Annotated in this window: 10 protein-coding genes; 2 read left to right on the top strand and 8 right to left on the bottom strand. The window is 69.3% G+C overall.

Annotation, left to right across the window (positions count from 1 at the left end; translation table 11 throughout):
• Positions 1-145: 145 nt before the first annotated feature.
• The 5 genes from WA675_RS09060 to WA675_RS09040 all read right to left on the bottom strand — a co-directional run bounded on the left by WA675_RS09060 (position 146) and on the right by WA675_RS09040 (position 6792).
• Positions 146-388, bottom strand: coding sequence for a hypothetical protein (locus WA675_RS09060; protein ID WP_336083526.1), 243 nt, complete (start codon positions 386-388; stop codon positions 146-148).
• Positions 389-604: 216 nt separating this feature from the next.
• Positions 605-2053 (bottom strand): metallopeptidase, encoded by a 1449-nt coding sequence (locus tag WA675_RS09055; RefSeq protein ID WP_336083525.1) that lies wholly within the window; start codon positions 2051-2053, stop codon positions 605-607.
• Positions 2054-2128: 75 nt separating this feature from the next.
• Positions 2129-3079: an endonuclease/exonuclease/phosphatase family protein gene (locus tag WA675_RS09050; protein WP_336083524.1), complete on the bottom strand. Its 951-nt coding sequence runs from the start codon at positions 3077-3079 to the stop codon at positions 2129-2131.
• A gap of 68 nt (positions 3080-3147) precedes the next feature.
• The gene (locus WA675_RS09045) at positions 3148-5661 is read right to left on the bottom strand and encodes a GmrSD restriction endonuclease domain-containing protein (RefSeq protein WP_336083522.1); all 2514 of its coding nucleotides are present in this window, start codon (positions 5659-5661) and stop codon (positions 3148-3150) included.
• A gap of 114 nt (positions 5662-5775) precedes the next feature.
• Positions 5776-6792, bottom strand: coding sequence for a hypothetical protein (locus tag WA675_RS09040; protein ID WP_336083520.1), 1017 nt, complete (start codon positions 6790-6792; stop codon positions 5776-5778).
• A gap of 214 nt (positions 6793-7006) precedes the next feature.
• Between WA675_RS09040 and WA675_RS09035 the strand changes: the two genes are divergently transcribed.
• The gene (locus WA675_RS09035) at positions 7007-7210 is read left to right on the top strand and encodes a cold-shock protein (RefSeq protein ID WP_019046048.1); all 204 of its coding nucleotides are present in this window, start codon (positions 7007-7009) and stop codon (positions 7208-7210) included.
• Positions 7211-7265: 55 nt separating this feature from the next.
• Here WA675_RS09035 and WA675_RS09030 read toward each other — a convergent pair whose 3' ends face one another.
• The 3 genes from WA675_RS09030 to WA675_RS09020 form a co-directional block, all read right to left on the bottom strand.
• Positions 7266-10280: a bifunctional [glutamine synthetase] adenylyltransferase/[glutamine synthetase]-adenylyl-L-tyrosine phosphorylase gene (locus WA675_RS09030; RefSeq protein WP_336083517.1), complete on the bottom strand. Its 3015-nt coding sequence runs from the start codon at positions 10278-10280 to the stop codon at positions 7266-7268.
• Between the two features lie 70 nt (positions 10281-10350).
• Positions 10351-11688, bottom strand: a complete 1338-nt coding sequence (gene glnA, locus WA675_RS09025) for a type I glutamate--ammonia ligase (protein ID WP_278262622.1) — start codon at positions 11686-11688, stop codon at positions 10351-10353.
• A gap of 112 nt (positions 11689-11800) precedes the next feature.
• Positions 11801-13333 carry an alpha/beta hydrolase gene (locus tag WA675_RS09020; RefSeq protein WP_442945576.1) on the bottom strand — a complete coding sequence of 511 codons (1533 nt, stop codon included), beginning with the start codon at positions 13331-13333 and terminating at the stop codon, positions 11801-11803.
• Positions 13334-13545: 212 nt separating this feature from the next.
• Here WA675_RS09020 and panB point away from each other — a divergent pair, with 212 nt between their 5' ends.
• Positions 13546-14400, top strand: coding sequence for a 3-methyl-2-oxobutanoate hydroxymethyltransferase (panB, locus tag WA675_RS09015; RefSeq protein WP_336083514.1), 855 nt, complete (start codon positions 13546-13548; stop codon positions 14398-14400).
• Positions 14401-14655: the final 255 nt, after the last annotated feature.

Below are 14655 nucleotides of genomic sequence, written 5' to 3'. Positions count from 1 at the left end.
GTCGACCACGCAATGCGGTCGACCCCAGATCGGATGTCGGTTTCATTCGCCGAGAATACTCACCTATGCCTGGTTACTACTTGAATGGTCAGGCGGGGTTGCCCTCCAATTGGCACGAGTACCTTACATCCCCGGCACGCGCCGCCTAACGAGGCTGCCACTTCCCAACACGATTCGCGTCACCCGGGTGCGTGCTGGTGTTGTCGTTCTGCCTACACCAGGTGTAGTACGACTGCGTTTGTACCCACGCCATACACTCGCTTTCGGTGTCGAACTCACGCACCAGAACCGAGTTGAACTCGCCCGGGTCCGCCGTTGCCGAGACCGGATAGAGAATGGCACAGGAAGACGCGCCGATAAAGGCAGCAGACATCAGTTTCTTGAACATTACCGGAATCCTCATACTCCGTAATGGCCACGTAGGAATTCACCCCGAGTCGGCCAGATGGCCCCTCCAACTCAGCGACCGACTGCCTCCATCGTTACATCTGATCACATCGGTGTCAATCGCCGAAACTCTTTGCTGCGGAGCATGACTCACCATGCCAACATCTGGGTTTCGCGACCTGGCAAGCCAACGCGGCACCCCAGCAGCATGTCGGAATTATTCGAACCGATTCAGGCACCTTTCTTCACCGTCCATGACGCCCATACGGAATGCCTCGAGGCGCTGATACCCGCTCGGCGCAACTTTGCCATTGACGTCGCTGGCAGCGAGCCCGTCTGCCAGCAGTCCGGACACAGCCTCGTCGAGGTCGCCTGCCGACAGCCTCGGATCACTGCTCGGATCACTGAGTTTCGTCGTCAGCGCGCCGGACAGGCAGGCGGTGCGCAGGCCCGCCGACTCGGCGCCGGTCAGCGACAACTTGCGATCCTGCTGGACCGCCAGGGCGTAGCGCGACACGAAGACCACCGCCGCGTTGTAATCGCCGGTGACGACCGCTGATAGTGACTCGTCCTTGTCGGTCGAGACCTCGCCGCCGAGCTTGGCGAGCGCGGGCACATCAGTACTGATGGTGTTGCTGCCCGGACAGTACGACACCGGTTCGGTGGTAGTCGTCGAGGAGCAATTTCGGGTAACTCCCCCATATTCGAAGGTCGGCGCGTTCTTCACCGGCATCGATTTAGCCAGCTGAGAAGCCAGGTTGCGCAGTGTCTCACTGTCAATCGGTAGCTGCTCGTTCCGCTCATTCACTCCGAAAGTAGTCGGCAGGCCGCCGCGACGCTGGGCGATCTCGTCCTTGGTGATGCCCTTGCAGGTCGCGGCGCCCTCGGTGTAGCCCAGCTGCACCGCGGTGACCCGTTCGAAGGCCGAGCCGTGCACGGCGTTCGGGTCGTTGGGGTCGCTGTCGCGCACCGCCACCGTCGCACCGAGCACGCCGTTGAGGCCGTCGGTGGTGTTGAGGGTGAAGTGCTTCGAGTTGCCCTCGGCGACATGGCGCAGGAACACCCCGGCCAGGCAGTCGGCCTGCTGTTCCTTGACCAGCGCGTCCATGGTGAGACCGCGCAGCAGATCGGCCTGGGCCTGGATGGCGTGGCCGTATTCGTGGGCCAGCACCATGACCACCGACATCTCGTCGAAGCGGTCGATCAGCAGCGGCAGCAGGACCGAGCGGTCCCAGCCGATGGTGTGGTTGAGCGGGCAGTACGCGGCGTTGATCGAGCCGTAGGTACTGCTGAAGCAGAAGTCCACCGCCTCCGACTCCGATGCCTTCGCCGACCACGAGATGTACTTCGAGGCGGGCTTGAAGTCGCCGCGGAAGGTCTTGGAGTACTCGGTCTGCCAGTACTCCTCGATATCGGCGATGGCGTTGAGGGCCAGGCGGTCGACCGCGCCGCCGTCGCCGTTCTCGGCCTTGTTGTCGGCGTCCGGCACTCCGGAACGCGGCCCGCTCGGGCCGGTGGCCGAGGCCGCCCCCGCCACCTCCCACGGATTGTCGATGGCCGCGACGGCCTTGTCACTGGCGACGGTGTTCGCCGTGCAGCCGGTCGTGACAAGGCCGACGCTCACCAGTGCCGCTGCTGCGGTCACGGCGAAGCGATGTCTGATCATGCGCTGATTCCTCCCCGGGAATGACGCGGACACGAGCAGTCCGCAGTCGAGCGCTCACATGGTAGTCGAGATCGGTCAGTGGTCCAGCCGGACCGTGGCCAGCACCGCGCGATGATCGCTGCCCGGAATGGTCAGTGTGCGCACCTGTTCGGCGACGCCACCGGCGACGAGGATGTGGTCGATGCCGATCACCGGACCCCAGCGGCGATCGGCCGGGAAGGTCAGCAGCACGCCGTCACCGGTCTGTTCCGCGGCGGCGGCGAAGGGCCCGTCCAGCAGGGCCCGGTAGGCCGAATGGTGCTGGGTGGCATTGAAATCCGCGCCGACCACCGCGGGCCCGGTGACCCCGGCCAGGATCTCGTCGACCCGGCGCAGCTCCGCCGACCAGGCATCGAAGTTCAGGTTCGGCGGGATCGGGTGGAAGGCGAACACCGCGACGGGACCGCGCCGCGGGTGCTGCATGGTCGCGGAGATATTGCTCATGATGAAGCCGTCGTATTTCACGGTGTCGCGCAACGGGTATCGGCTGTAGATGCCGGTGCCGCCCCCGCCGGAGCGGGCCGGTTCCAGGTAGACGTGCGGCAGCTGCTCCTCCAGGCCCGCCGCGCGCAACCGCACGATCGCGTCGTCGGTGAGTTCGTCCACGGTGAGCACGTCGACCGCGTTGCCGCGCACCGCGTCGACCACCGCCGTCGGGTCGGCCTGTCCGAACAGCAGATTCGATTGCAGTACCACCAGTTCCGGACCGTCGGCGGCGCGGCTGTCGGGCACGAACGGCGGCACCAGCGTCCACAGCACCCCCGCCAGCACCACCCCGGCCACGCCCGCGCTGCGCCACTTGCGCGCCGCGAGCAGCAGCACCACGCCGAGCACGGCGCCCAGCATCAGCCACATCGCCCCCGAGGCCAGCAGCACCAGATTCCGCCGCTGCCAGTGCCCGGCGTGCAGGACGATCCCCGCCACCGCCGCGACCAGTGCGCCCCACCCCAGGCCGAGCAACGCCCGGTCCATCCATTTACGCATCATCGGGCCAGCCTAAGCGGCGCGATCCCAAAGCCCGCTGTGGCGGTTCTGAGGGATCTCTGAGGCCCGCCTCAGAGCGGCAGGCCCGCCTCGATCCAGTTGTAGGCCTGGATCTTGCGGGACTGCGGATCGTTGACGACCTGGTTGATCAGATCGTTGATCTGATCGGTCGACAGCGGATAGCCGTAGTGCTCGGCGGCCCCGGCCGAGGCCCACAGCGAGGCGAACAGGCCGGGACCGCCGAGCAGGTGGGTCAGCGCGGTGGCGACCTCCTCGACGGTGCCGAGCACGCCGTGCACCAGCGCGATGGCGATATCCTCGTCGCCGGGCAGCGCGCCGGGCGCCAGCGCGCCGGACTCGACCACGCGCTGGGCCAGCCAGGTGCCGGGGATCAGCGGGTTGGGGCCGACCGCGTCGCCCAGGTAGTAGCGCCACTCGCCCGGATTGCCCTGGTCGAAGGCGTGGATGTAGAAGGTGCGGGTCAGCGCCCACAGCGCGATGTAGCGCAGTGCGAGCAGCTCGGGGCCGAGTTCGGCGCCGCCCGCGTCGGCCCGGTCCTTCTCCAGCAGGTTCCAGGCGAACCGGAACCAGACCTGCTCGGAGTTGCCCACCCAGGTTGCGGGCAGCCGCTCGGCCAGGGCCGCGACATCGGCGGCCGGGCCGTCGAAGCCGAGATCGCCGGAGGCCTCCACGCGCAGGTTGTCGACATAGCCGCGCAGCGCGTCGACGGAGGTGAACACCGCGTAGCCGAGCTGGGCCAGGCGGGTGAGATCGGCATTGGCCGGTTCGAACACCAGCACCACCGGCATGCCGACACCTGGCTGCAGGCCGTCGGGCCAGAACGCCTCGGCCACGGCGAGTTCGCGGCCGGTGATCGGGTCGGCGACCTCGCTGTCGAGCAGCGGGAAGCCGAAGCCGTCGGCCACCAGATCGTCGACCAGCTCGTTCACCTGATCGACCGCGGGATCGCCCAGGGTGGCCCCGGCGACACCGACATTGACCAGGTTCGGCCGGTGCAGGGCGCCGGTGCGCAGCTGCTCGAGGAAGGCGTCGGCGGCCGCCGACAGCAGCAGCCTGCGCGCCCGCAGGAACTCGCGGTAGTTCTCCACCCGCCACAGCGCCGGGTCGGCCGGAATCCACTGCGAGGCCAGCACGCCGGGATGGCGCCGCTCCACCTCGGCGAGGTACTCGGCGGGATCGCGTTCGCCCAGTTCGGTTTCCGAGTCCGGGCTCAGGAAGCAGAAGTTGGCGATGGCGTTGATCTCGTTGCGCTCGTAGCCCGCGTCGCGCAGCATCGTCTTCGGGAACAGGTAGTGCACCTGCACCGGGGTGCGCTCGCCGAACTGGGCGATGCCCAGTTCCGTGCCGGAGCCCAGATCGCGCGAACCGTCCACGCGGGTCAGCAGATACAGCAGTGGGTAGAAGCGCGAGCCACGGGTGGCGCCGGAGAAATCGTCGGCGCACAGGTCCAGCGAGCCGCCGCGCAGGCGCTCCAGCGAGGCGATGAGCGCGTCGATCCCGCCGCGTTCGAGGGTCTCGTAGTCCTGCTGCAGGAAGGTCTCGGTGGAGCCGCTGAACCGGCCCCACAGCGCCTGGTGCACATACCAGTACAGCACCCGGTCGCGGTGCAGGTCGTTGTCGAAGCGGCCGCCGTTGAGGAACAGCAGGCGGGTGATCACCGGAATGGCGTAGCGGCCCATCAGGACCCGGTCGTGGTCGAGGCCGAGGCGGCCCGCCACCGTGTCGAGGAAGGAGTCGACCTGGGTGGCGGTGTCGCTGAGCGCCTGCTCGAACTCCGCGGGCGCCAGATCGCCGAGCGCGTCGAAATGAGCGCGGCCGTTGCCGACGGCGATCACATTGCGCAGCAACCAGTCCAGGGTGAAGGTGTAGCCGTCCTTGTCCCAGCGGATCAGGTGGTCGCGCAGGTTGCCGCGGGCCTGCGGCCACTGCGCGCACAGGGTGGCCAGGGCCAGATCGCCCTTGGAGAGTTTGGTGCCGCCGGAGTTGACCCGGTTGAAGATGTCGACGACCTCGTCGACGGTGCGATCCGACCCGGTGATGGTCTCCACGTTGAACTCGCGATGGGTGATCTCGCGCAGCTTGTTGAGCCGGGTCAGATAGACCGCCAGCGTGTCCGGGGACTCCTCGGTGAACCGGGACAGGTAGTGCATCGGGCCCTGGGCGAAGAGTTCGGTGATGTCGATCCAGGCCGGGCTGGTGTCGCGGCCGGGGAGCTGGAACTCGAAAACCTCACGCTCGACGTCGAAATGCAGGCCGGTGAAGGCGATCGCGTCGCCCTCGAAGAACGAGGGCGCGCGCCCGCGCACGATGCCGTAGAGGGTGGTGATGCGCTGCTGCCCGTCGAGCAGCAGCTGCCGCAGGCCCGATCCGGTGGCCGTGCCGCGCACGGCGATGTCCTCGGATCCGGTCTCCCACACCAGCAGCCCACCGACCGGATACCCCAGATACAGCGACCGCATGAGCCCGCGCACCTGATCCCGGTTCCACACGTATCCGCGCTGGAACTCCGGCAGGAGGACCGCGCCGGAGTCGATCTGGTCGAGCAGGTTGGACAGACGTGTCACGGCAGCCTTTCGATCGCGATCCGGTGACGGCGCAGCGCCCCATCGTTGCACGGATCGTACCGACAGACACCGACACTCCAGCGGCCGAACGGAACTGACGGACGCGGTCCCCGGCTACCGCGGTCCCGTCACCGCGTCCCGGAACTGCGGCGAGGCGTAGAACGGGGCCAGCCTGCGGCGCAACACGGTATCCAGATAGCCGCGCTCGTCGAGGGTTTCGAGCACCGAGGGGCCGAATCGCAGCGCCTCCTCGATCAGGTCCTCGCGGCTGATGCCCAGTTCGGCGAGCAGTTCGGTGAGCGGGGTGTCGCCGTATTTGTCGAAGACGTGGTCGATGCCCTCGTCGAGCAGCGCGTGGAAGTAGCCGGTCTCGCGGAAGGTGCGCCAGAACTCGAACGTGAGCACCACCGTGTCCTCGACATCGTCGGCCGAGACCAGGTCGCGGAAGGAACCGACCGCGTCGCCGGTGTGCTTGCGCCAGGTGGCACGGGCACCGTCGAGCAGCACCTCGTCGGCGTCGGTGCTGTTGCCGCGCAGCACGAATCGCGCGCCGGTGCGGGTGAGCCTGCCGACGCCGTTCTCGATCGCGGGCAGCGCGGGCTCGGCCAGGCGTACGAGGGCGCCGCGCAGCGACTGCGCCAGCCCGCCGCCCGCGTGCTTGCCGTCGTCGACGGCGGTGACCACCGCGCGCTGCACCGCCTCGACGCAGGCGTCGACGGTGACCGGGCTCGACAGCACCAGCCGCACCAGCCGATGGGTGACGTCCATCTCGGCCACCGCGTCGACCAGTTCGTCGAAGCGGCGCGGGTCGACCACGTCGCCCACCTCGAGCTCGTCGTTGACCCGATGGTTGTACAGCCGGGCCGCGATCTCGCCGACGAGTTCGGGAATCGCGCCCTCCACCGGGATCTGCACCGCGTACTTGTGCGCGACCGCCTTGATCTGGTCCCGGGTCACCGCCTCGGCCAGCGTCAGCCGTTCGGTCTCGTCGAGCAGGCCGTCGACCTCCTCCTCGACGAACTCGAAGAAGCTCTCCCGCCGCAGCAGCTGGTCCTTGGCGAAGGCCACGTGCGCGTCGAGCACCCGCATCGCCAGATCGAAGCCGTCCCCGTGCTCCGCGTTCTCACCCATGGTGCCCAGATTCGCACATCCCGCGCGGTGGTGCGTACAAGGCGCTCGTACCTGGTGCGACACGCCCGGACCGGTGGGGCAGACTCCGCCCAGATCGCCCTCCGACGAAGCCGTCTGCGCAGTTTGCCGACGAGTATGGCATACTTGGCTGCTGAGACTGGGCTGATCGCAAGTGATCGCCATGGCTCATCTACGGAAAAGACTTTAAGAAATCATGACTCAAGGCACTGTCAAGTGGTTCAACGGCGAGAAGGGCTTCGGCTTCATCGCCCAAGACGGAGGCGGCCCCGACGTCTTCGTGCATTACTCGGCCATCAGCGGCTCCGGCTTCAAGTCCCTCGATGAGGGTCAGCGGGTGGAGTTCGAGGTCGGCCAGGGCCAGAAGGGCCCTCAGGCTCAGGACGTCCGCGCCATCTGATTCCGGCGCTACCGTAGTCAAGCCCCGCACCCTCGGTGCGGGGCTTTTCTCGTTCTCACTCCCCGCCGAACACCCGCTCGACGACCGCCTTGGCCCGGCGGGTGATCCGCATGTAGTTGTCCAGGAACTCCGAACCGTCGTCGGTCGGCCAGCCCGCCACCCGCGCGACCGCCGAGAGCAACCGGCCCGGACCGGGCAGCTGATCGGTGGGCTTGCCCTTGACCAGCACCAGCGCGTTGCGCGCGGCGGTGGCGGTGATCCACGATTCGCGCAGCAGCGCGACGTCCTCGGGTTCCAGGATGCCCTCGGCCTCGATGACATCCAGCGACTGCAGCGTCGAGGTGTTGTGCAGCCCCGGCACCTCGTGCGCGTGGCGCAGTTGCAGTAGCTGCACCGTCCACTCGATATCGGCCAGGCCGCCGCGCCCCAGCTTGGTGTGGGTGGCCGGGTTGGCGCCACGCGGCAACCGCTCGGAGTCCACCCGTGCCTTGATCCGGCGGATCTCGCGGACCGCCTCGGCCGAGACGCCACCGGCCGGATAGCGGATCGGGTCGATGACGTGCAGGAACCGCACGCCGAGATCCTGATCGCCCGCCACCTGGTGCGCGCGCAGCAGCGCCTGGATCTCCCACGGTTGCGCCCACTGGTCGTAGTAGGCCTGGTAGGCGGCCAGCGTGCGGACCAGCGCGCCGTTGCGGCCCTCCGGGCGCAGGCCCGCGTCGACCTGCAGCGGCGGGTCGGTGCTCGGCGCGCCCAGCAGGCGCTGCACCTTCTCGGCCACGCCGATGGCCCACTTCACCGCGGTGGTCTCGTCCTCGCCGGGGCGCGGATCGCAGACGAACAGCACGTCGGCGTCGGAGCCGTAGCCCAGTTCCATGCCGCCGAGCCTGCCCATGCCGATGACCGCGAAATCCGCGGGCGCGGGGGCGCCGCGCTCGGCTTCCGAGGCCCGGATGATCGCCCGCAGCGCGGCCTCGAGCACCGCGACCCACACCGAGGACAGCGCCGCGCACACCCGCGGCACATCCAGCATGCCGAGCAGATCGGCCGAGGCGACCCGGGCCAGCTCGTGCCTGCGCAGCGAACGGGCGGCGGCCACCGCGCGGCGCGGGTCGTCGTAGCGGGCGGCGGCGGTCTGGATGCCGCGCGCCACGTCCTCGGGCTGCGGGCCGAGCAGCTGCGGGCCGCCCGGGCCGTCGGCGTACATGCGGATCGTCTCGGGGGCGTTGATCAGCAGGTCGGGCAGGTATTCCGAGGAGCCGAGCACGATCATCAGGCGCTGCGCGATGGCGCCCTCGTCGCGCAGTTCGCGCAGGAACCAGATCTGGTCGTCGAGGCCCTCCGAGACCCGGCGGTAGGCCAGCAGGCCCGCGTCGGGGTTGGGGGTGTCGCCGAGCCATTCCAGCAGGGTCGGCAGCAGCAGCGCCTGGATGCGGCCCTTGCGGGAGACCCCGCCGGTGAGGGCCTTGAGGTGGCCGAGGGCGTTCTCGGGGGCCGCGTAGCCGAGGGCGGCGAGCTGGCGCACGGCCGCGTCGGGGCTCAGGCGCAGCGCGTCGGAGTCCATCCGGGCGACCGCGTCGAGCAGCGGCCGGTAGAACAGCTTGGCGTGCAGGCGCCGCACCCGCACCGCGTTGCGGCGGATGTCGGAGTCGAGCACGCCGACGGCGTCCTGGCGGCCGTCCGGGCGGATGTGGGCCGCGCGGGCCAGCCAGCGCATGCCCTCCTCGTCGTCGGCGGCGGGCAGGGTGTGGGTGCGCTTGAGCCGCTGCAATTGCAGGCGGTGTTCGAGCAGGCGCAGGAATTCGTAGGAGGCGGTGAGGTTGGCGGCGTCGTCACGGCCGACGTAACCGCCCGCCGCCAGCGCGGCCAGCGCCTCGACGGTATTGGTCACATGCAGCGACTCGTCGACCCGCCCGTGCACCAATTGCAGCAGCTGCACGGCGAATTCGACATCGCGCAGGCTGCCCGCGCCGAGCTTGAGCTCGCGCTCGCGCAGATCGGCCGGGACCAGGTCTTCGACGCGGCGGCGCATGGCCTGCACGTCGGCGACGAAGTCGGGGCGTTCCGAAGCGGTCCACACCATCGGCATGAGCGCGTCGCGGTACTGCTGCCCCAGTTCCAGATCGCCGGTCATCGGCCGATTCTTCAGCAGCGCCTGGAATTCCCAGGTGCGCGCCCAGCGCTTGTAGTAGGCCAGGTGCGAGTCGAGGGTGCGCACCAGCGCGCCCGCCTTGCCCTCGGGTCGCAGGGCCGCGTCGACCTCGAAGAAGGCCGAGCCCGCGACGCTCATCATCTCCGCGGCCAGGCGAGTGGCGGTGGCGTCGGCGGGTTCGGCGACGAACACCACGTCCACGTCGCTGACGTAGTTCAGTTCGCGCGCACCGCATTTGCCCATCGCGATCACCGCGAGGCGCACCGGCACTTCACCGTTCTTGCAGACCCGCGCCACCGCGACCGACAGCGCCGCGGTGAGCGCGGCGTCGGCCAGGTCCGAGAGCTGCATGCCGACCACGGTGTAGGGCGGCACCGGCTCGTTCTCCACCGTGGAGGCCAGGTCGACGGCGGCCAGCAGCATCAGCTGATCGCGATACCTGCTGCGCAGCAACGCGATCGCCTCCGGCCCGGCGATCCCGGCGCGGAACAGCATGGGTCCGGCGTGCGGGCCGGTCTCGGGCTCGGCGTCGACGGCGTCGAGCAGATCCGCGATGAGTTCCTCGCGGGGTGGCAGTTCCGGGCGGCGCAGCAGCCGCCACGCGGCGGGCTCGGCGACGAGGTGGTCACCGAACGCGGTCGAGGAGCCGAGCAGCCCGAACAGCCTGCCGCGCAACCGGGTTTCGGCGCGGATGGCCGAATCCAGTTCGGCCCACCCGTCTCCCAGCGATTCGCGCAACCGGATGAGCGTGGACAGCGTGAGATCGGCGTCGGGCGAACGCGACAGCGCCCAGAGCACGGGCACGCCGTCGACATTGTCCCAGCCGAGTTCGCGCAGAGACGCCGCCGCGTTCGGTTCGAGGAGACCGAGCCGGCCGACGCCGGGAACAGCGGAGCGGGCAGTCGGGGGCCGGACCATGCCGATAAAACTACATGGTCCGGGCAACGAAGTCGTCACGCCGAAACGAGCGGTCGGTTCGGCGCCGTCCTCAGAGGCTCAAGTACTCTTTGAGCTCCCACGGGGTGACCTGGCTGCGGTAGTCGGCCCATTCGCGGCGCTTGTTGCGCAGGAAGAAGTCGAACACGTGCTCGCCGAGGGTCTCGGCCACCAGCTCCGAGCGCTCCATCGCCTGCAGCGCCTCGTCGAGGGTGCCGGGCAGCGAGCGGAAGCCCATGGCGCGACGCTCGGCGTCGGTCAGGGCCCACACGTCGTCCTCCGCCTCGGGCGGCAGGGTGTAGCCCTTCTCGATGCCGCGCAGACCGGCGGCCAGCAGCACCGCGAAGGTCAGGTACGGGTTGCAGGCCGAATCGGGGCTGCGGATCTCGACGCGGCGCGAGGAGGACTTGTTCGGGGTGTACATCGGCACGCGGACCAGCGCCGAGCGGTTGGACCGGCCCCAGGAGGCCGCCGTCGGGGCCTCGCCGCCGTGGATCAGGCGCTTGTAGGAGTTGACCCACTGGTTGCTGATCGCGCTGATCTCCGGGGCGTGCTCGAGGATGCCCGCGATGAACGAGCGCGCGGTGAGCGAGAGGTTGTTCGGGTCGTCGGGGTCGGCGAAGGCATTGGACTCGCCCTCGAACAGGCTCATGTGGGTGTGCATGGCCGAACCCGGGTACTGGGAGAACGGCTTGGGCATGAATGTCGCGCGCACGCCCTCGTCGATCGCGACCTCCTTGATGAGGTAGCGGAAGGTCATCACGTTGTCGGCCATCGACAGCGCGTCGGCGTAGCGCAGGTCGATCTCCTGCTGGCCGGGGGCGCCCTCGTGGTGGCTGAACTCCACCGAGATGCCCATCGACTCGAGCGCGTCGATGGCGTGGCGGCGGAAGTTGGGGGCCGAGTCGTGCACGGCCTGGTCGAAGAAGCCGCCGTTGTCGGCCGGGACCGGGGCGCCGTCCTTGAGGTTGTTCTCCAGCAGGAAGAACTCGATCTCGGGGTGCACGTAGCAGCTGAAGCCCACGTCGGCGGCCTTGTTGAGCTGACGGCGCAGCACGTGGCGCGGGTCGGCCCAGGACGGGGAGCCGTCGGGCATGGTGATGTCGCAGAACATGCGGGCGGAGTGCTGGTGACCCTTGGAGGTCGACCAGGGCAGCACCTGGAAGGTCGAGGGATCCGGACGCGCGACCATGTCGGCCTCGGACACCCGCGCGAAGCCCTCGATCGCCGAGCCGTCGAAGCCGATGCCCTCTTCGAAGGCGCCTTCGAGCTCGGCGGGAGCGATCGCGACGGACTTGAGGTAGCCCAGCACGTCGGTGAACCAGAGACGCACGAAGCGGATGTCCCGCTCTTCGAGCGTCCGCAGCACGAATTCCTTCTGGCGATCCATACCGGCGAGCGTAAGCACCTGGCGTTAAATCCGTGTTACATACACGCGCGGGTTTGCGTTCCGATCGCCTCGTTCGCGCCTCTCACCGGCGCGGACGAGGCGATCGGGCCTCTCAGCATGTGAGATCGGAGGCGGGCGTGGTGAGTTCGACGAGGTAGTCGATCACCGCGTCGTCGAGGCAGCGGTCCCCCGCGACCAGCGCGGCGGTGTGCCGGTTGCCGCGGAAGGTGATCAGCTCGGCGCCCAGCTGGTCGGCCAGATCGACACCCGCCTGGTACGGCGTGGCCGGGTCGTCGGTGGTCGAGACCACGACGACGGGCGGCAGGCCGGGGGCCGAGATGCGGTGCGGGGTGCTGGTGTTGGGCACCGGCCAGGACGCGCACAGTTCCATCGGGGCCGCGCCGGTGCCCTTGCCGTCGTCGAGGAAGGGGGCGGCCTTGCGGTATTCGGTGTCCTGGCGGCCGGTCACGGCGGGATCGGTGATGCGCGGATCGTCGACGCAGCGGATGGCGTTGAAGGCGTCCTGGGTGTTGGCGTAGCTGCCGTCCTCGCGGCGGCCGTCGTACATGTCGGCCAGTTTCAGCAGGGTGTCGCCCTTGCCCTCGCGCAGTTCCAGCAGGCCCTGGGTGAGGATGTTCCACAGGTCGTCGGTGTAGAGCGCCTGCTGCACACCGGTGATGGCGTCGCCGTAGCTGAGCCCGCGCGGGTCGGCGGTGGCGGCCGGGGTGGTCTCGAGCGGGCCGACCAGCTCGCGGAAGCGGGCCACCGCCTGGGCCGGGTCGGTGCCCAGCGGGCATTCGGCGTGGGTGGCGCAGTCGGCGGCGTAGGCGTTGAACACGCCCTGGAAACCGGCGGCCTGGCGCAGCGATTCCTGGACCGGGTCCTGCGAGGAGTCCACCGCGCCGTCGAGCACCATGGCGCGCACGTTCTGCGGGAACTTCTCGGCGTAGGCCGAGCCGAGCCGGGTGCCGTAGGAGTAGCCCAGGTAGCTCAGCCGCGGGTCGCCCAGCGCGGCCCGGATGACGTCCATGTCCTGGATCACCTCGCGGGTGCCGACGTGGGCGAGCAGATCGGTGCCGGTGCGCTGGGCACAGCGGTCGGCGTATTCGCGGTTGTCGGCCTCGGCGGCGGCGATGCCCTCGGGGGTGTTGTCCAGCGGAGGCTCGGCGCGTTCGGCGTCGGCCTGCTGCGGCGTCAGGCAGACGATGGCGGGCAGCGACGAACCGACGCCGCGCGGATCGAAGCCGACCCGGTCGAAGCGCTCGGCCAGCGGCGTGCGGTTGCCGATGCCGACCATGGACAGGCCCGAGACACCCGGTCCGCCGGGGTTGAGCAGCAGCGAACCGAGTTTCTTACCGCTGGCCGGGATGCGCGAGAGCGCGATCTGGGCGGTCTCCCCGTCAGGGCGCGCGTAGTCCACGGGCACCGTGACCCGCGCGCACTCGGCGTTGGGGGGCAGCCGGTCATCGGGGCTGCCGTACTCCGCGCACGAGCCCCAGTCGATCTGCTGCTGATAGAAGCTGTCCAGTCCGGCAGGCGGCGCGGGCATCGGGGCGGCGGGAGCGGCCTCGTCGGTGGCCGAGCACCCGGTGACGATCAACGCGCTGATCGCGCCGAGGAGTACGACGAGCCTGCCTCGCTGCACAGTGGGCCCACCTTTCCGCGCCGCTGGGGCGCACAGCACGATGCGCCCGTTCCAGCGACGGGGCTCGCTGTCACGGTAGCTCGAGCGCCGGTGTGACCGATCACACCGGCTCGGCCCCTTAGAAGGCCCCCGGCCGGGGTGGCACACTGGATTCGTCAGAAAAACCCGGGGACCCGCTACGGGCCTCGAGGAACCAGACGAAAGGGACGATGATGTCCGTATCCGATGAGCAGACCCCTGCCTACGGTGCCGCTCCCGCCGAAACCAAACCTCGCCGCAAGACCCGTGTCCAGCATCTGCAGCAGATGAAGGCCGAGGGCGAACGCTGGTCCATGCTGACCGCCTACGACTATTCCTCCGCGCGCCTGTTCGAAGAGGCGGGCATTCCGGTGCTGCTGGTCGGCGATTCCGCCGCCAATGTGGTCTACGGCTACGACACCACCGTGCCGATCACCGTCGACGAGCTGATCCCGCTGGTGCGCGGGGTGGTCCGCGGCGCCCCGCACGCGCTGGTGGTGGCTGACCTGCCGTTCGGCACCTACGAGTCCTCCCCGCAGCAGGCGCTGGCCACCGCCACCCGGTTCATGAAGGAGGGCGGCGCGCACGCGGTCAAGCTCGAGGGCGGCGAACGTGTCGCCGAGCAGATCGCGCTGATCACCGCCGCGGGCATCCCCGTGATGGCGCACATCGGCTTCACCCCGCAGAGCGTGAACACCCTGGGCGGTTTCCGCGTGCAGGGCCGCGGCGACGGCGCCGAACAGCTCATCGCCGACGCCATCGCCGTCCAGGAGGCCGGTGCCTTCTCGGTGGTCATGGAGATGGTCCCCGCCGACCTGGCCGGTCAGGTGACCCACAAGCTCACCATCCCCACCGTCGGCATCGGCGCGGGCGCCGACTGCGATGCCCAGGTGCTGGTCTGGCAGGACATGGCTGGCTACACCAGCGGCAAGACCGCCAAGTTCGTCAAGCGCTTCGGCAATGTCGGCGACGAACTGCGCTCCGCCGCGGCCGCGTACGCGGAGGAAGTCCGCCAGGGCACCTTCCCCGGACCGGAACACAGCTTCTGAGCTGACCGCACTCCCGGCCCGCACCCGCGACCCCGAGGAGCGGCGGCCACGAAGTGGCCGGTCGCGGCCGGGTCGCCGGTCAGCGCTCGAAGCGCATGCCGAAGGCGAGTCTCGAGCGCTGACCGGCGGCCCCTCGGGGCCGCGACTCGAGCGCGCCAGCGCTCCAACAAACACAGCCGCAAACCTCTGTGGGCGGTAGACCCTGGTTCCACTCGCACTCCCCGCGAAGCCCAGCAGACCTGGCAGACTCGATGG

Origin of the sequence: Nocardia sp. SSK8 (assembly GCF_037034205.1) — a bacterium.
GTDB lineage: Bacteria > Actinomycetota > Actinomycetes > Mycobacteriales > Mycobacteriaceae > Nocardia.
The sequence above is the reverse complement of the archived record's forward strand: the minus strand, read 5'-3'. Positions and strand labels throughout refer to the sequence as shown.